Raw genomic sequence first — 18,031 nt, forward strand, 5'->3', positions numbered from 1 at the left:
CGGGACAGACGCCGACCCCGCCGCCGGTCGCGCCGCGCCCCGCGCCGCCGCAGCCCGACACCGATGCCATGATGGCTCGTCCGCCGGCCCCCGAGCGGCCCGCCCCGGAGCCGCCTGCCCCGGAGCCGCCCGTCCGCCGGTCCCGCGACGACGGATTCCGTTCTGCTCCAGTCGCTTACGAACCCGCCGGATACGAGCAGGATCGCTACGCCGACGAGTCATACGACGACTCGCGGTACGGCCCCCCTGTCGAGAGCGCACGTCCGGTTCGCGACCCCGCTCCGGCGGCCGCGGCGTCGGGCCGGGGTGCCGACGAGCCCGACGACTGGTGGGCCGGGGTCGACGACACCGAGTCCGAGCCGCAGACGCGCCGTGCTCCGCGCCGCACGCGCAGCCGGGGTAGACGTCGTGCGGTGCTGGCTCTCGCGATCGTCTTCATGCTCGCGCTCATCACCGGCGTCGGCTACTACGGCGTGCGCGCCACGGGCCTGCTCGAGTCGCGCAAGGACTACACCAACGCGGCGGGTGCCGGCGATGTGGTCGTCGACATCCCGGACAACTCCACACTCGCCGATTTCGGCCGCATCCTCGTCGACGCCGACGTGGTCGGCAGCGTGCGCGCCTTCGTCGATGCCGCAGGCGGACAGCCGATGTCGGGTGGGCTGTACAAGATGCGCACCCAGATCCCGGCGACCACCGCCGTCGAGATGCTGACCGACGACGGTGCCGAACACCGGGTCGGGCGGGTGGTGATCCCGCCGGGACTGCAGCTCGATTCGAAGACGGGTATCGACGGCAAGGTCACCCCGGGCATCTTCCAGCTCATCGAGAACGCGACGTCGTTCTCGGTCAACGGACAGCAGGAGGGGGTGACCGTCGCCGACCTCGAGAAGGCCGCGGCGCAGGCCACCCCGGAGGAGCTCGGCGTACCCGAGTGGGCCCGCCAGAACGTCGCCGCGATGACGGGCGACCACCGGCGGATCGAAGGACTCATCGCGCCCACCACCTGGGAGCGGGTCGAACCCGATCACACCGCCACACAGATCCTGCAGGAGATGATCTCCAAGAGCGGGGCGATGTTCGAGCAGTGGGGGCTGCTGGACCGCAACAACTCCGGGCTCGAGCCGTACGAGACCCTCATCGCGGCGTCGATCGTGGAGCGCGAGGTCCGTCACGTCGAGGACGCGCCGAAGGTGGCGCGGGTCATCCGCAACCGACTCGACCGCGACCAGTTGCTGCAGATGGACTCCACGCAGAACTACACCGCCGACATCACGAACATCGACGTCCACGGCGAGGCCTACAAGAACGACAACGAGTGGAACACCTACCGCTACAAGGGGTTGCCGCCGACACCGATCGCGGCGGTCGGCGTACCGGCCCTCGAGGCGATGCTCGACCCGGCCCCGGGCGGATGGCTGTACTTCGTCACGGTCGACACCGCCGGGACGACGCTGTTCGCCAACACCTTCGAAGACCACAAGCGCAATCGCGAGGTCGCCTGCCGTAACAAGCTGGTGGCCACGGGATGTGGTCAGTGACCGGCGGACCCGCCGTGAACACCATGCCCGCCGACATCCGCTCCCCGTACGGCGCTCACCGCCGGGCCGCGGTCCTGGGTTCGCCGATCACCCACTCGCGCTCGCCGCGCATCCATCTGGCCGCTTACCGGGCGTTGGGGCTGGCCGACTGGCGATACGACCGGATCGAGTGCACCGCCGATCGTCTGCCCGAGATCGTGTCCGGCGCCGACGCCGACTTCATCGGCTTCTCGGTCACCATGCCCAACAAGCGGGCGGCCCTCGACTTCGCGGCCGAGCGCACCGAGCGCGCCGAGCTCGTCGGGTCGGCCAACACCCTCGTGCGGGTGCCGTCCGGATGGCGCGCCGACTGCACCGACATCGACGGAATGGCCGGTGCACTCACCGATCTCGCGGTCGGCGCCGACATCGCGTCCGGGACCACGCCCCTCGCCGTGGTCGTCGGGGCGGGCGGGACGGCCCTGCCGACGATCATGGCCCTCGCCGGCGCGGGCGTCACCGACGTCGTGGTCGTCGCCCGTGACGCCGGCCGCGCCGCGCCCGTCCTCGACCTCTGTGAACGGCTGGGCCTGAGTGGCGAGGTCCTGCCCTTCGAACCCGCCGAGGCCCTGGACCGCCGGTGTCGGGACTCCGCCGTCGTCGTGTCGACCGTGCCCGCCGAGGCGGCCGCCGGACTGGCGTCGACGCTGGCTCAGGCCCGCAAGGTCGTGGACGTGATCTACGACCCCTGGCCGACGCCGCTCGCGACGGCGGTCGGTGCGGCCGGCGGAACCGTCGTCGGCGGTCTGGTCATGCTGGTGAACCAGGCGTTCCGGCAGGTCGAACTCTTCACCGGGCTCCCCGCACCCCGCGAGGCGATGATCGAGGCCCTCACCGCCGACTGACGCCGCGACGTTCGAGGTCGTCCACACGACGAATGGCGTGTGGACAGAGGTGCGGTGATGCGTCGGTCCCGCGTCATGCTCGGCGGATGGGTGAATGCGCAATACTGGTGTGGCTGTCGGTGGTCGCGGTGACCGACGCCGAGACCCGCCGGATCCCGAATACGCTCGTCTGGCCGGGGATCTGCGGTGCCATGGGCGCGTGCATGGTCCACCCGGGGGTGGCGGTGGCCGTCCTGACGGCCGCGACCCCGTACGCGCTGGCGTTCGGAAGGCGATGGTGCGGCGGCGGGGACGTCAAATTCGCCGCGGCGTGCGGTGCGCTCGCCCTCGACTGGGGCGCCGCGCTTCTCGTCGTCACACTCGCGTCGCTCATCGCGGTGGGCGTGGTACTCGCCGACCGAGTGGCCCGCCGGGAGCCGGCCGGTACCGCCGCGCATCCGCACGGGCCGGCGCTCGTCGCCGCGACGATCGTCGTCGCCGGTCTGCTGTGACGCGTGCTACCCGTGATTCGGCGGCGCCGCCGTCGGACGGGGCACGGCCGCATGGAACAATCGACCACTGTGTTGCGCTGGATAACTGCCGGAGAATCCCACGGCCCCGCCCTGGTCGCCATCGTCGAGGGCATGGTGGCCGGTGTCGAGGTCACCTCGTCCGACATCGGCGAGCAACTGGCTCGCCGCCGGCTCGGCTACGGCCGCGGAGCGCGGATGAAGTTCGAGGCCGACAAGGTCACCGTGCTCGGCGGGGTCCGCCACGGTCAGACCATGGGCGGTCCGGTCGCCATCGAGATCGGCAACACCGAGTGGCCCAAATGGGAGACGGTGATGGCCGCCGACCCCGTGGACGAGGCCGAGCTCGAGGGCAGCGCGCGCAACGCGCCGCTGACCCGTCCCCGGCCCGGCCACGCCGACTACTCGGGCATGCTCAAGTACGGCTTCGACGACGCCCGGCCGGTGCTCGAGCGTGCCAGCGCGCGAGAGACCGCGGCCCGCGTCGCAGCGGGCACGGTCGCCCGCAACTTCCTCCGTCAGGTGCTCGGCATCGACGTCGTCTCCCATGTCATCTCGATCGGCGCGAGCGATCCCTATGTCGGCCCCCCGCCGCGCATCTCCGACCTCGAGGCCATCGACGCCAGCCCGGTCCGGGCCTTCGACGCCGATGCCGAGAAGTCGATGATCGCCGAGATCGAGGCGGCGAAGAAGGACGGCGACACGCTCGGTGGCGTCGTCGAGATCGTCGCGACCGGGGTACCGGTCGGGCTCGGCTCGCACGTGAGCGGTGAAACCCGCCTGGACGCCAAGCTCGCGGCCGCGCTGATGGGCATCCAGGCCATCAAGGGCGTCGAGGTGGGCGACGGATTCACCACCGCGCGCCGTCGCGGCAGCGAGGCCCACGACGAGATGGTGCCCGGCGCCGACGGCGTACTGCGCTCGACCAACCGCGCGGGCGGGCTCGAGGGCGGCATGACCAACGGCGAGGACCTCCGCGTGCGCATCGCCATGAAGCCGATCTCGACGGTGCCGCGCGCACTGTCGACGATCGACATGTCGACGGGGGAGACGGCCAGCGCGATCCATCAGCGTTCCGACGTCTGCGCCGTGCCCGCGGCGGGCGTGGTCGCCGAAGCGATGGTCGCACTCGTCGTCGCCCAGGCCGCCCTGGAGAAGTTCGGCGGTGACTCGGTCGGCGAGACCGCCGCGAACCTCGCCGCCTACCGGGCCGCGGTCGACGCGCGTCCGCCCCGGGCATGACCCAGCCCCCGACCCCGACGCGTGCGACGACCGGTCGTCGTCCGGCGGCCGTGCTGATCGGTTTCATGGGGGCGGGTAAGTCCACGGTCGGCCGCGTGCTCGCCGACCGGCTCGGTGTCGACTTCATCGACACCGATGTCGAGCTCGTCCGCCGCACCGGACGCAGCATCCCGGAGATCTTCGAATCCGATGGCGTCGAGGCGTTCCGGACGATCGAGGAGAACGTCGTCACCGATGTCCTGGACAACCACGGTGGGGTGGTGTCGCTGGGCGGCGGTGCGGTGACGACCGCAGGCGTGCGCGACGCACTGACCGATCAGCGCGTCGTGTACCTGCGGGTCTCGCCCGAGCGCGGATACGAACGCGTGTCCGGTACCGACCGCCCACTGCTGGCGACCGCCGACCCCGCCGCCCGATATGCCGAACTGCTGGCCGGGCGGACGGCCGTCTACGAGGCGGTGTGCACCTTCGACGTCGATGCCGATGCCGACCCCGACACGGTTGCCGACGCCGTCGTCGTCCGACTCGCCCGCGAACTGATGTGAGGAAGCCGAGAATGTCCGAAACCGAACCCATCGCCATCCGGGTCAACGCCGGCGCGCCCTATGACGTGACCATCGGCCGGGGACTCCTCGGCGAGGTGGCCGTCGCGGCACAGGGCGCCGACCGCATCGCGATCCTGTATCAGCCGCCGCTGGCCAAGACCGCCGAGCAGGTTCGAGAGTACTTGGCGGGCAAGGGATTCGACGCCCATCGCGTGGAGATCCCGGATGCGGAGGCCGGTAAGGACCTGTCGGTCGCGTCCTTCTGCTGGGAGGTGTTCGGCCGCATCGGCCTCAAGCGCAACGACAAGGTCATCAGCCTCGGCGGTGGCGCCGCCACCGATCTCGCCGGCTTCGTCGCGGCCACCTGGATGCGCGGCATCGGGGTCATCCACATCCCGACGACGCTGCTGGCGATGGTCGACGCCGCCGTCGGCGGCAAGACCGGCATCAACACCGAGGCCGGCAAGAACCTCGTCGGGTCGTTCCACGAACCCGACGCCGTGCTCATCGACACCGGCACCCTGGAGACCGTCCCGCGCAACGAGATCGTCGCCGGACTCGCCGAGGTCATCAAGACCGGGTTCATCGCCGATCCCACCATCCTCGACATCATCGAGGCGGATCCCGAGGCCGCCCTCGACCCGACGTCGCCGGTGCTGCCCGATCTCATCCGGCGCTCGGTCCAGGTGAAGGCGGATGTGGTGTCGGCCGATCTCAAGGAGTCGTCGCTGCGCGAGATCCTGAACTACGGCCACACCCTGGGACATGCGATCGAGCGGCGGGAGCGCTACCGGTGGCGTCACGGCGCTGCGGTGTCGGTGGGCCTCGTGTTCGCGGCCGAGCTCTCGCGCCTGGCCGGCCGCCTCGACGATGCGACCGCGGATCGGCACAAGACCATCCTGGATCTCGTCGGGCTCCCCACGACGTATGACCCCGACGCGTTCGCCGATCTCCTGCAGGGCATGGCGGGGGACAAGAAGAACCGCTCGGGCGTTCTGCGCTTCGTGGTCCTGGACGGCCTGGCCAAGCCGGGTCGTCTCGAGGGTCCCGACCCCGGATTGATCGCGGCCGCCTACTCCGCGGTGGCGGGTGGCCCGGCGGCGAAGAGCACGTCGGTGCTGCTGTAGGCCCGACGCTCAGTCAGCTGCCGGTCACCCTTGCGCCGACTCAGCGAATGCGCTGGGTCGGCGCGTCCGCGTCGGCCGGGATGCCGTCCTCGTGATGGGTCGAGCGATCCTCGTGGACCGACCAGTCGTCGTCGGCGGCGCCCTTGTTCTGGTCGCGCCGCACGAGGAAGCGGCCGATGGCCGCGCCGACGAAGGCCGGGACGAAGACGAGCAGCGCGGTGAACGACGCACCCGCGACGAGTTCGACGAACAGGCTGGCCTGCCCGATCCCGGCGAGGACGACCGTGCCGAGGATCCAGGAGATCAGTCCGGCGAGGACACCGGCCAGGACACCGGCCTGCAGCCACCGCACCGTGAGGTCCTCGTAGTCGTCGGGGTCCGGGTTGGCGCGCGCGTCACGGATGCCGTCGTAACCACCCCACAGCAGGGCGATGAGGACGACGACGGCGATCGCGATGGTGCGCCAGACGGTGGAGTTCAGCGGCGCCTGGACCACTGCGAATCCGAGCAACACCCGGGCGAGGACGTGAACTGCGGTCATCGTCAGACCGCGCACCAACCACGAAGACATGCGCGTCATCTTACGCACGGTGCTGGTGACAGCGGACACACCTGGTCGAAGTGGTCCGGTTCGCGCGGTTCGGGTGCCCGCCGTAGCGTGGCGGGGGTGCCGATCAACCATGACACGGCCGGGCGTCGCGCCCGGTTGCGTACCGAACTGCGGGCCGCCGACGACCCGGTCTCGTTCCTCGTCGTCTCCGACCTCGTCAACGTCCGCTATCTGACGGGTTTCACCGGCTCCAATGCCGCTGTGCTGATCGATGCGGACGACCCGGCGGGTGACCGCATCGCCACCGACGGCCGCTATCTCACCCAGGTCGCCCAGCAGGTGCCCGACGTCGAACCGATCATCGAACGCGCCGTGGCGCGGGCCCTCGTCGATCACGCCCGCTCCGGCGGGGCCGATCGAATCGGCTTCGAGTCCGACACCGAGACCGTGGCCGGGCACCGGGCACTCTCCGCCGCCGTCGGGGACTCCGGGGTCGAACTGATCGGCACGTCGGGTCTGGTGCAGAACCTCCGGGCCGTCAAAGAGCCGGGGGAGATCGAGCTGCTCCGGGCGGCGTGCGCGATCGGGGATGCGGCCCTGGCGCAAATCATCGCGGACGGCGTCCTGCGGGCCGGGACGACCGAACGCGAGGTCGCGCGGGCCCTCGAATGGGAGATGTACCGCCTCGGGGCCGACGGGATCGCGTTCGAGACCATCGTGGCGGCCGGCGCCCACTCCGCGATCCCGCATCACCGGCCGACGCACACCGCGCTGGCCGACGGCGACCTCGTCAAGATCGACTTCGGCTCCGTCGTCGGCGGGTACCACTCGGACATGACCAGGACCTTCGTCCTGCGGCGCGCCGCGTCGTGGCAGCGTGACCTCTACCAGCTCGTCGAGACCGCGCAGGCCGCCGGCCGGGCGGCGCTGACCCCCGGCGCCGACCTCCGTTCGGTCGACGCGGCGGCGCGCGACGTGATCGACCGCGCCGGGCACGGGGAGCACTACGTGCACGGCCTGGGCCACGGGGTGGGGCTGGAGATCCACGAAGCGCCGGGAATCGGCAAACTCGCGGCGGGTACACTGCCATGCGGTGCAGCGGTCACCGTGGAGCCCGGTGTGTACCTGCCCGGATGGGGCGGGGTCCGGATCGAGGACACACTGGTGGTCACCGACGGCGACCCCGACCTGCTGACCGCCACCGACAAGACATTCACCGTCATCTGACTGCAAGGGAACACAAACCACATGGCATCCACCGCCGACTTCAAGAACGGCCTCGTGCTGCGCATGGACGACCAGCTCTGGCAGATCCAGGAGTTCCAGCACGTGAAGCCGGGCAAGGGTCCCGCGTTCGTGCGCACCAAGATCAAGAACGTGCTGAGCGGCAAGACCGTGGACAAGACCTTCAACGCGGGCGTGAAGGTCGAGACCGCGACCGTCGACCGTCGTGACATGACCTTCCTCTACAACGACGGCACCGACTACGTGTTCATGGACGCGCAGGACTACGAGCAGTTCTCGCTGCCGCCGGCCACCGTCGGCGACGGCGCGCGCTTCCTGCTGGAGAACATGACCGTGCAGGTCTCGCTGAACGAGGGCAATCCGCTGTTCGTCGAGTTGCCGGTCACCGTCGAGCTGATCGTCGCCCAGACCGATCCCGGCCTGCAGGGCGATCGTTCCACCGGCGGGACCAAGCCCGCCACGCTGGAGACCGGAGCCGAGATCCAGGTGCCGCTGTTCATCAACACCGGGGACAAGCTCAAGGTCGATTCGCGCGACGGCAGCTATCTCGGCCGCGTCAACTCCTGACCTGTGAAACAACCCGGAACCCGACACAAGGCCCGACGCCGCGCGGTGGACCTCCTCTTCGAGGCGGAGGCCAAGGGCGTCAGTCCCGCCCAGCTGGTCACCGAACGACGCGAGTACGTCCGATCGGACGAGAGCGTCGGCTCCATCCACGACTACACCGCGACCGTGATCCAGGGACTGGCCGACGATCAGTCCCAGATCGACGCGGTCATCTCGTCGTATCTGCGTGACTGGACCCTCGAACGGCTCCCTGCCGTCGACCGCGCCATCATGCGCCTGGCGACCTGGGAGCTGTTCAACTCGCTCGACGTCGACACGATCGTGGTCGTCGACGAGGCGGTCGAGCTCGCCAAGGAACTCTCCACCGACGACTCGCCTGCCTTCGTCAACGGGGTGCTGGCCAAGATCGCCGAACTCGCTCCCCAGGTCCGGGCGGCCGCGTCCGCCGAACCCGCACCCGGACGGCCGGAGCAGAACTGATCCGCACCGGGTGTGGCGTACGTCGCGGGAATTCGTCGGCGTCGCCGCCCGGTGTAGAGTGTCGCGAGACAGACATCCTTTAACGATCCGTCCTGCGAGGCGGAGAAGGAGGTCGGCTTTGGCCAGCCCCGCTCCCAGGGTGCTGCTCGATGCCGCCGACGTGTCGCGCACGATTGCTCGTGTCGCGCACCAGGTCATCGAGAAGACTGCTCTGGACTCGCCCGACGCACCCCGCGTCGTTCTCATCGGAATCCCCACTCGCGGAACATCTCTCGCCACCCGGCTGGGTGCCAAGATCGGTGAGTTCGCGGGTGTCGACGTGCCGGTGGGTTACCTCGACATCACGCTGTACCGCGACGATCTGCGCGGCAAGCCGCACCGTCCGTTGGAGCGGACGATGGTGCCCGCGGGTGGCGTCGACAACGCCATCGTGATCCTGGTCGACGATGTCCTCTACTCGGGCCGGACGGTGCGCGCCGCGCTCGACGCCCTGCGCGATCTCGGTCGTCCCGCGGCCGTCCAGCTCGCGGTCCTCGTCGACCGCGGTCATCGCGAACTCCCGTTGCGCGCAGACTATGTCGGCAAGAACATCCCGACGGCCCGGGACGAGCAGGTCTCGGTCCATCTCGTCGAGCACGACGGCATCGACGAGGTCGTCCTTGCGTCGGCATCGAGTTCGGCTGCGGCGGAGAGTGATTCGTGATGCGGCATCTGCTGTCGACGCAGGACCTCAGCCGCGACGATGCCACCGCTCTCCTCGACGACGCCGAGCGCTTCGAGCAGGCGCTCACCGGGCGCGAGGTGCGCAAGCTGCCGACACTGCGCGGGCGCACGGTGATGACCGTGTTCTACGAGAACTCGACCCGTACCCGGGTCTCCTTCGAGGTCGCGGGCAAGTGGATGAGCGCCGACGTCATCAACGTCAGCGCCTCGAGTTCCTCTGCGGGCAAAGGGGAGTCGCTGCGCGACACGGCCAAGACCCTGCACGCCGCGGGCGCCGACGCGCTGATCGTCCGGCACCCGGCCTCGGGTGCTCCGGCCCAGATCGCCGACTGGACGACGACTCCCGACGGTGACGGCCCTGCGGTCATCAACGCCGGGGACGGCACGCACGAGCATCCCACGCAGGCACTCCTCGACGCGCTGACCCTGCGCCAGCGCCTCGGATCACTCGACGGTCGGCGCATCGCCATCGTCGGCGACATCATCCATTCCCGTGTCGCCCGGTCCAATGCGCATCTGCTCTCGACACTCGGAGCCGAGGTCGTGCTGGTCGCACCGCCGACCCTGCTGCCGGTCGGGGTCGAGCAGTGGCCGGTGAGCGTCTCCGGCAGCCTCGACGCCGAACTCCCCGCCGTCGACGCCGTCATGATTCTCCGGGTCCAGGCCGAGCGCATGAACGGCGGGTTCTTCCCGAGTGCCCGCGAGTACTCGGTCCGGTTCGGGCTGAACGACCGCCGACTGTCTCTGCTGCACGATGACGCGGTCGTCCTGCATCCGGGACCGATGCTGCGCGGCATGGAGATCGGCTACTCGGTGGCCGATTCGCCCAAGGCCACCGTGCTCGAACAGGTCCGCAACGGCGTGCACGTCCGGATGGCGGTCCTGTTCCGTCTGCTCGTGGGTTCCGATTCCGCGGGAGCCCACCTATGACCCCCCTCACAACCATTGCAGGAGTTGGACAGTGAGCGCCACAACCGGATCCGTACCGCCGACCGGGTCCGTTCTCATCAGAGCCGTCCGCCCGTACGGCGAGGGAGACCCGATCGACGTCCTCGTCGTCGACGGTGTCATCAGCGAGCTGGGCTCGGCGGTCACCGCACCCGAGGGGACCGAGGTGATCGACGGCAAGGGCGGAGTGCTCCTGCCCGGCTTCGTCGACCTGCACACCCACCTGCGTGAGCCGGGCCGCGAGGACACCGAGACGATCCGCTCGGGTTCGGCAGCCGCGGCGCTCGGCGGCTACACCGCCGTCTTCGCGATGGCCAACACCAGCCCGGTGGCCGACAACTCGACCGTCACCGACAACGTGTGGCGGTCGGGGCGCGAGGTCGGGCTCGTCGACGTCTACCCGGTCGGCGCGGTGACCGTCGGTCTCGGCGGCAAGCAGCTCGCCGAGATGGGCATGATGGCGGCCGGCGCCGCGGGCGTGCGGATGTTCAGCGACGACGGCAAGTGCGTCGACGATCCGCTGCTGATGCGTCGTGCTCTGGAATACGCCACCGGGCTCGGGGTCCTCATCGCCCAGCACGCCGAAGAACCGCGGCTGACCGTCGGTGCGGTCGCCAACGAAGGGCCGACGGCCTCGCGTCTCGGCCTGGCGGGCTGGCCGCGCGCCGCCGAGGAGTCCATCGTCATCCGCGACGCCCTCCTCGCGCGCGATGCCGGGGCGCGTATCCACATCTGCCACGCCTCCACGGAGGGCACCGTCGAACTGTTGCGGTGGGCGAAGGAACAGGGGATCGCGATCACCGCCGAGGTGACCCCGCACCACCTGCTCCTCGACGACTCGGTCCTGCACACCTACGACCCGGTGAACAAGGTGAATCCGCCGTTGCGCGAGGTCCGCGACAAGCAGGCGTTGCGGCAGGCGCTCGCCGAGGGGATCGTCGACTGTGTGGCCACCGACCACGCCCCGCACGCCGCGCAGGAGAAATGCTGCGAATTCGCCCAGGCCAGGCCCGGTATGCTCGGCCTGCAGACGGCACTGCCGATCATCGTGGAGACCCTGGTGAAGCCCGGCCTGCTGGACTGGCGCGGCGTCGCGCGGGTCATGAGCGAGCGACCGGCGCAGATCGTCGAACTCACCGATCAGGGCCGTCCGATCGAGGTGGGTGAACCCGCGAACCTCGCCGTTGTCGATCCGGACACGTCCTGGGTGGTCCATGGTCCCGACCTGGCGAGCCTGTCGGACAACACCCCGTTCGAAGCGATGACCATGCCCGCCACGATCACCGCGACCGTGCTGCGCGGTGTGGTGACCGCTCGCGACGGGCAGGTGACCCGATGACCCCGGCGCCGGGAGCGAAGCGAGCGGGCCGAACCAGACCCGCGAGGACAAGGCGCGGACTGATCCCGGGGATTCTCGCGGTCCTGGTCGTCGCCTCGGTGATCGCCTCGCTGCTCGGATACGGCAAGATCGTCTTCAACGCATGGTTCATCGGCGTCGTCGCACTGCTCGCCATCGGGATCCTCTCGGTGTTCTACCTGCTGGTGACGGGGAACCGGAAGAAGACCGCGGCGCAGGCCGACCTCATCGGCGCCCTCCCGACGATCCCCGCCGACCCGGGCACAGTGCTCCGAGGCCCGGACACCGGCCTCTACCTCGGCAGCACCGTCGCGCCGAGCTGGCAGAACCGGGTGACAGTCGGTGACATCGGTGATCGTGCGTCGTCGGTGCTGACCGAATTCGAGACAGGCGTCCTCATCGCGCGCCAGGGTGCGAGTGACATCTGGATTCCGCGCGAGTCGGTCACCGCGGTCCGGACGGAGCGCGGCATCGCGGGCAAGGTGATGACCGCCGACGGCGTCCTCGCCATCCGCTGGGTCCTGCCCAGCGGAACCGAGATCGACTCCGGGGTGCGCGCCGACGACAAATCGATCTACCCCGGCTGGGTGAACGCCTTCGCGGGGACGCATGACAGTGGACACGGTCCACAGGGACAAGGGGCACAGGAATGAACACAGCGGTCTTGGTGCTGGAGAACGGTCAGGTGTTCACCGGCCGGAGCTACGGCGCAGTCGGCGAGACCCTTGGCGAGGCGGTGTTCTGCACCGCGATGACCGGCTATCAGGAGACCCTGACCGATCCGAGCTACCACCGGCAGATCGTGGTGGCCACCGCGCCGCAGATCGGTAACACCGGTTGGAACACCGAGGACGGCGAGAGCACCGGTAGCGCCGGGAGCACCGGCGTCGACGGTGACTCGGGGAAGATCTGGGTCGCCGGTTATGCCGTGCGCAACCCCACCCGACGCGTCTCCAACTGGCGTGCGACGACCTCCCTGGAGGAGGAGCTGGACCGCCAGGGCGTCGTCGGCATCGGCGGCATCGACACCCGCACCGTCGTCCGCATCCTCCGCGACCACGGCTCGATGAAGGCCGGTATCTTCTCCGGTCCGGCCCTGGCCGACACCGACGAACTCGTCGCCCGGGTCCGCAATCAGCCGGACATGAAGGGCGCCCGGCTGGCCGACGAGGTCACCACCAGCGACGGCTACGTCGTCGAACCCCTCGATCAGCACCGTTTCACGGTGGCCGCCATCGATCTGGGGATCAAGACGAACACGCCGCGGATGTTCGCCGAACGCGGAGTGCGGACCCATGTGCTGCCCGCGACGGTCGCGCTCGACGCGATCGCCGACCTCGAGCCCGACGGCGTATTCCTCTCGAACGGTCCCGGCGACCCGGCCACCGCCGACGACATCGTCGAACTCACCCGCGGGGTTCTCGGCCGGGACATCCCGCTGTTCGGCATCTGCTTCGGCAACCAGATCCTGGGCCGCGCGCTCGGCCGTTCGACCTACAAGATGAAGTTCGGACACCGCGGCATCAACATCCCGGTCGTCGACCACGCCACCGGCAAGGTCTCGATCACCTCGCAGAACCATGGCTTCGCACTAGAAGGTGAGGCGGGGGAGGAGTTCGACTCCGACTTCGGCCGCGCCCGCGTCAGCCATGTCTGCGCCAACGACGGCACCGTGGAGGGCGTCGAACTGCTCTCCGGTCGCGCCTTCTCCGTGCAGTACCACCCGGAAGCGGCGGCCGGCCCCCACGATGCCGCGTATCTGTTCGACAAGTTCGTCACCCTGCTCGAGGGCGACCGTGAGTCCCGCAAGACCAAGAACCAAGGAGCGAGTGCCTGATGCCGCGCCGCGAAGACATCAACCACGTCCTGGTCATCGGGTCCGGGCCGATCGTCATCGGTCAGGCCTGCGAGTTCGACTACTCCGGGACCCAGGCGTGCCGTGTGCTCAAGGCCGAAGGCCTGCGCGTGTCCCTGGTGAACTCCAACCCGGCGACGATCATGACCGACCCGGAATTCGCCGACGCGACCTACATCGAGCCGATCACGGCCGAGTATGTGGAGAAGGTCATCGAGGCCGAACGCGACGCCGGACATCCCATCGACGCGGTGCTGGCCACCCTCGGCGGGCAGACAGCGCTGAACACCGCTGTCGCACTGCATGATCGGGGTTCGCTGGAGAAGTACGACATCGAACTGATCGGTGCCGACTTCGACGCGATCCAGCGTGGTGAGGACCGCCAGATGTTCAAGGACATCGTGGAGAAGGTCGGCGGTGAGAGCGCCCGGTCGCGGGTCTGCCACACCATGGACGAGGTGCGCGACACCGTCGCCGAACTCGGCTTCCCGGTGGTCGTCCGACCCTCGTTCACCATGGGCGGCCTCGGTTCCGGCATGGCCTACGACGACGCGGACCTCGACCGCATCGCCGGCGGCGGCCTGGCCGCGTCGCCGACGGCCAACGTCCTCATCGAGGAGTCGATCCTCGGGTGGAAGGAATACGAACTCGAGCTCATGCGCGACAACCGCGACAACGTCGTGGTCGTCTGCTCGATCGAGAATCTCGACCCGGTCGGCGTACACACCGGCGACTCGGTGACGGTCGCCCCGGCGATGACGCTGACCGATCGCGAGTACCAGATCATGCGTGACCTCTCCATCGACATCCTCCGCGAGGTCGGCGTCGACACAGGCGGTTGCAACATCCAGTTCGCGCAGGACCCGCGCGACGGCCGGCTCGTCGTCATCGAGATGAACCCGCGCGTGTCGCGGTCGTCGGCACTGGCGTCGAAGGCCACCGGCTTCCCGATCGCGAAGATCGCCGCCAAGCTGGCCATCGGCTACAGCCTCGACGAGATCGTCAACGACATCACCAAGGAGACCCCGGCCTGCTTCGAGCCGACGCTCGACTACGTGGTGGTGAAGGCTCCGCGGTTCGCGTTCGAGAAGTTCCCGGGCGCGGACGACACGCTCACCACCACCATGAAGTCGGTGGGTGAGGCGATGAGCCTCGGCCGCAGCTTCGCCGAGGCGCTCGGCAAGGTCATGCGCTCGCTCGAGACGAAGGCCGGTGGATTCTGGGCCGAGCCGAACCGCCCGGACCCGGCCACGGTCGACCTGCCCGCGCTGCTGGAGGACATCAGGACCCCGAAGGACGGTCGGCTGTACAAGCTGATGCTGGCCTTCGACGCGGGCGCGACGATCGAGGACCTCTACGAGGCCACCGCGATCGACCCGTGGTTCCTCGCCGAGATCGGGGGCATCGCCGCTCTGGGAGCAGAGCTGCGCGATGCCGACACCCTCGACGAGGCTTTGCTCCGCGAGGCGAAGTCGACCGGCTTCTCGGACCGTCAGATCGCCGCGCTGCGCACGGATTTCGCCGACGAGGCGGCCGTGCGCGCGCATCGGATCGAGCTGGGCGTGCGTCCGGTCTACAAGACCGTGGACACCTGCGCGGCCGAGTTCGAGGCGAAGACGCCGTACCACTACTCCAGCTACGAGCTCGATCCGGCGGCGACCAGCGAGATCGCACCGCAGACCGATCGGGAGAAGGTCCTGATCCTGGGGTCGGGCCCCAACCGCATCGGACAGGGCATCGAGTTCGACTACTCGTGTGTGCACGCCGCGCTCACGCTGTCGGAGGCCGGGTACGAGACCGTGATGGTCAACTGCAACCCGGAGACCGTGTCGACGGACTACGACACCGCCGATCGCCTGTACTTCGAGCCGCTGACCTTCGAAGACGTGCTCGAGGTGTACCACGCCGAGTCGCAGTCGGGGACGGTCGCCGGAGTCATCGTGCAGCTCGGCGGACAGACCCCGCTCGGACTGGCGCATCGGCTCGAGGAGGCCGGCGTACCGATCGTCGGCACCAGTCCGGCCGCCATCGACCTGGCCGAGGACCGCGGTGAGTTCGGCAAGGTCCTCACCGCTGCCGGGCTACCGGCACCGGCGTTCGGCACCGCGACGAGCTTCGCCGAGGCGCGCGACACGGCCGCACGGATCGGTTATCCGGTGCTCGTCCGGCCGTCGTACGTTCTCGGTGGACGCGGCATGGAGATCGTCTACGACGAGAAGTCCCTGGAGGACTACATCTCTCGGGCGACCGAGCTGACCCCGGATCACCCGGTGCTGGTCGACCGGTTCCTCGAGGATGCGGTGGAGATCGATGTCGACGCCCTGTGCGACGGTGACGAGGTCTACATCGGCGGCGTGATGGAGCACATCGAGGAGGCCGGTATCCACTCCGGTGACTCCGCCTGTGCGTTGCCGCCGGTGACTCTCGGGCGCGCCGATCTGGAGATGGTGCGTTCCTCGACCGAGGCGCTCGCCAAGGGCATCGGCGTGAAGGGGCTGCTCAACGTCCAGTACGCGCTGAAGGACGACATCCTCTACGTGCTCGAGGCGAATCCGCGTGCGAGCCGGACGGTTCCGTTCGTCTCCAAGGCGACCGCGGTGCCGCTGGCCAAGGCATGTGCCCGGGTCATGCTCGGCGCGTCGATCGCCGACCTGCGCGAGCAGGGCATCCTGCCGGCCACCGGCGACGGGGGCGAGGCCCCGGCCACCGCACCCATCTCGGTGAAAGAAGCGGTCCTGCCGTTCAACCGGTTCCGGCGACACGACGGAAGCGGCGTCGACAACCTGCTCAGCCCCGAGATGAAGTCGACCGGTGAGGTCATGGGCATCGACGCCGACTTCGGGCGCGCCTTCGCCAAGTCGCAGACCGCCGCCTACGGGTCTCTGCCCACCAGCGGCAAGATCTTCGTGTCGGTGGCCAACAAGGACAAGCGGGCGCTGATCTTCCCGGTCAAGCACCTCGCCGACCTCGGATTCGAGATCCTGGCCACCGAGGGCACCGCGGACGTGTTGCGGCGCAACGGGATCAAGTGTGAGACGGTGCGCAAGCACTTCGAGGCCGCCGAGGGGCAGCGCACGATCGTCGACATCATCCGGGGCGGCGAGGTGACGATGGTCATCAACACCCCGTACGGCAACTCCGGTCCGCGCGTCGACGGCTACGAGATCCGCAGCGCGGCGGTGTCGGTCAACATCCCGTGTATCACCACCGTGCAGGGGGCCTCCGCCGCCGTGCAGGGCATCGAGGCCGCGATGACCGGAGACATCGGGGTGCGGTCACTGCAGAATCGGCACGCCGACCTGGCCGGCCGGTCGTGATCGACGCGTCCGGGTTCGGAGACCGCTACGCACGTGTGGTCGCCGAGCGCGGGCGTCTGTGTGCGGGGATCGATCCGCACGGGGCGCTGCTCGAGGAGTGGGGGCTGCCGGTCACCGTCGACGGCCTGTCCCGCTTCGCCGACATCTGCGTCGATTCGCTCGGGCCGGTGGCCGCGGTGATCAAACCTCAGGTCGCGTTCTTCGAGCCGTTCGGCGCGGCCGGTTTCGCGGTGCTCGAGCGGGTCATCGCGGGTTGCCGGGATGCGGGTGCGCTGGTGATCGCCGACGCCAAACGCGGTGACATCGGATCGACGATGGCGGCCTACGCGCAGGCGTGGTTGTCGGAGTCGTCGCCGCTGTGCGCCGACTCGGTGACCGCGTCGCCGTACCTCGGCTACGAGTCCCTCCGCCCCGCGCTCGACCTCGCTCGCGAGGGCTCCCGGGGAGTGTTCGTGTTGGCGCGGACCTCCAACCCCGAGGGCGGCGACATCCAGCGGGCGCGAGCGGGGGAGCAGACGGTCGCTCAGTCGATCGTCGATGCCGCCGCCGCCGAGAACACTGACGGCACCGCGACGGTCGGTCTGGTCGTCGGAGCCACCCGCGAGCACGGCCTGGATCTGGCGGATCTACGCGGCCCGATCCTGGCGCCCGGTCTGGGCGCCCAGGGTGCCACGGCCGCCGATCTGCCCGTGGTGTTCGACGGCGCCGATCCGGCCTGGGTGCTGCCTGCCAGTTCTCGCGGGGTTCTTCGCGCCGGGCCGGACCCGACCTCGTTGCGCGACGCGTTCGTCAGGACTCGCGACGAGGTCGAGGCCGCGCTGGGCTGAGACACCGGTGGCGGGCCTGCCCGTCACCCGCACGTCCGCCGGCCCCCCGGACGGCGCGACACGCGCGACCCCCCACCTCAATCGCAGAAATTCAGGTCACACCACTCGTGTCACACGCGTATCAGCGCGTCCGGGGTCCGGACGCGGGTCTTTCGCGTTGCTAGCGAACCGCTGGCTGCGCGATGCCGCGCTGACCTGCGGTGATGATGCAAAACACGTAGTCAGGGCGATGGCACGAACAGTGAATCGGCGCTGTGCCCGCGTGAACGCACCGAGAGCCCTACAACATGAGAAAAGATCGCGAAAACGGGGGG

Annotated in this window: 17 protein-coding genes; 16 read left to right on the forward strand and 1 reads right to left on the reverse strand. The window is 69.4% G+C overall.

The annotated features are described in order from the left end of the window. The 6 genes from mltG to aroB all read left to right on the forward strand — a co-directional run. The coding region (mltG, locus tag MHN80_RS00005; protein ID WP_239398567.1) for an endolytic transglycosylase MltG at positions 1–1,541 on the forward strand (1,541 nt) is incomplete at its 5' end. A 23-nt stretch (positions 1,542–1,564) separates the two neighbouring features. Then, complete coding sequence (locus MHN80_RS00010; RefSeq protein ID WP_239399248.1) at positions 1,565–2,425, forward strand: shikimate dehydrogenase; 861 nt, start codon at positions 1,565–1,567, stop codon at positions 2,423–2,425. Between the two features lie 86 nt (positions 2,426–2,511). Then, complete coding sequence (locus MHN80_RS00015; RefSeq protein ID WP_239398569.1) at positions 2,512–2,916, forward strand: A24 family peptidase; 405 nt, start codon at positions 2,512–2,514, stop codon at positions 2,914–2,916. Between the two features lie 51 nt (positions 2,917–2,967). Then, a complete protein-coding gene (gene aroC, locus MHN80_RS00020) occupies positions 2,968–4,176 on the forward strand; it encodes a chorismate synthase (protein ID WP_004020875.1) in 1,209 nt (402 codons plus the stop codon). Continuing rightward, positions 4,173–4,721, forward strand: a complete 549-nt coding sequence (locus tag MHN80_RS00025; protein ID WP_004020876.1) for a shikimate kinase — start codon at positions 4,173–4,175, stop codon at positions 4,719–4,721. The genes aroC and MHN80_RS00025 overlap by 4 nt, the downstream gene beginning before the upstream one ends. Positions 4,722–4,732: 11 nt before the next feature. Beyond that, positions 4,733–5,848 carry a 3-dehydroquinate synthase gene (gene aroB, locus MHN80_RS00030; RefSeq protein ID WP_239398571.1) on the forward strand — a complete coding sequence of 372 codons (1,116 nt, stop codon included), beginning with the start codon at positions 4,733–4,735 and terminating at the stop codon, positions 5,846–5,848. 40 nt (positions 5,849–5,888) lie between these two features. Here aroB and MHN80_RS00035 read toward each other — a convergent pair whose 3' ends face one another. Beyond that, a complete protein-coding gene (locus MHN80_RS00035; RefSeq protein WP_004020878.1) occupies positions 5,889–6,419 on the reverse strand; it encodes a B-4DMT family transporter in 531 nt (176 codons plus the stop codon). Between the two features lie 96 nt (positions 6,420–6,515). Between MHN80_RS00035 and MHN80_RS00040 the strand changes: the two genes are divergently transcribed. From MHN80_RS00040 to pyrF, 10 genes are all read left to right on the forward strand, one after another. Continuing rightward, positions 6,516–7,625: a Xaa-Pro peptidase family protein gene (locus MHN80_RS00040; protein WP_239398573.1), complete on the forward strand. Its 1,110-nt coding sequence runs from the start codon at positions 6,516–6,518 to the stop codon at positions 7,623–7,625. 21 nt (positions 7,626–7,646) lie between these two features. Continuing rightward, complete coding sequence (efp, locus tag MHN80_RS00045) at positions 7,647–8,210, forward strand: elongation factor P (protein WP_004020880.1); 564 nt, start codon at positions 7,647–7,649, stop codon at positions 8,208–8,210. Positions 8,211–8,213: 3 nt separating this feature from the next. Continuing rightward, complete coding sequence (nusB, locus tag MHN80_RS00050; protein WP_004020881.1) at positions 8,214–8,690, forward strand: transcription antitermination factor NusB; 477 nt, start codon at positions 8,214–8,216, stop codon at positions 8,688–8,690. 118 nt (positions 8,691–8,808) lie between these two features. After that, the gene (gene pyrR / locus MHN80_RS00055) at positions 8,809–9,393 is read left to right on the forward strand and encodes a bifunctional pyr operon transcriptional regulator/uracil phosphoribosyltransferase PyrR (protein ID WP_033203415.1); all 585 of its coding nucleotides are present in this window, start codon (positions 8,809–8,811) and stop codon (positions 9,391–9,393) included. Continuing rightward, on the forward strand, positions 9,393–10,343 hold the full coding sequence (locus tag MHN80_RS00060) for an aspartate carbamoyltransferase catalytic subunit (protein WP_239399250.1): 951 nt from the start codon (positions 9,393–9,395) through the stop codon (positions 10,341–10,343). The genes pyrR and MHN80_RS00060 overlap by 1 nt, the downstream gene beginning before the upstream one ends. Before the next feature lie 31 nt (positions 10,344–10,374). Further along, entirely contained in the window at positions 10,375–11,700 is a 1,326-nt protein-coding gene (locus tag MHN80_RS00065; RefSeq protein ID WP_239398575.1) for a dihydroorotase, read from the forward strand. Then, on the forward strand, positions 11,697–12,371 hold the full coding sequence (locus MHN80_RS00070) for a hypothetical protein (protein ID WP_239398577.1): 675 nt from the start codon (positions 11,697–11,699) through the stop codon (positions 12,369–12,371). Before MHN80_RS00065 ends, MHN80_RS00070 begins: the two co-directional genes overlap by 4 nt. Further along, the gene (carA, locus tag MHN80_RS00075; protein WP_004021992.1) at positions 12,368–13,555 is read left to right on the forward strand and encodes a glutamine-hydrolyzing carbamoyl-phosphate synthase small subunit; all 1,188 of its coding nucleotides are present in this window, start codon (positions 12,368–12,370) and stop codon (positions 13,553–13,555) included. Before MHN80_RS00070 ends, carA begins: the two co-directional genes overlap by 4 nt. Continuing rightward, positions 13,555–16,890, forward strand: a complete 3,336-nt coding sequence (gene carB / locus MHN80_RS00080; RefSeq protein ID WP_239398579.1) for a carbamoyl-phosphate synthase large subunit — start codon at positions 13,555–13,557, stop codon at positions 16,888–16,890. The genes carA and carB overlap by 1 nt, the downstream gene beginning before the upstream one ends. Beyond that, on the forward strand, positions 16,887–17,717 hold the full coding sequence (gene pyrF / locus MHN80_RS00085; RefSeq protein WP_239398581.1) for an orotidine-5'-phosphate decarboxylase: 831 nt from the start codon (positions 16,887–16,889) through the stop codon (positions 17,715–17,717). The genes carB and pyrF overlap by 4 nt, the downstream gene beginning before the upstream one ends. Positions 17,718–18,031: the final 314 nt, after the last annotated feature.

Source organism: Gordonia sp. McavH-238-E, from assembly GCF_022348225.1.
Lineage (GTDB): Bacteria > Actinomycetota > Actinomycetes > Mycobacteriales > Mycobacteriaceae > Gordonia > Gordonia terrae.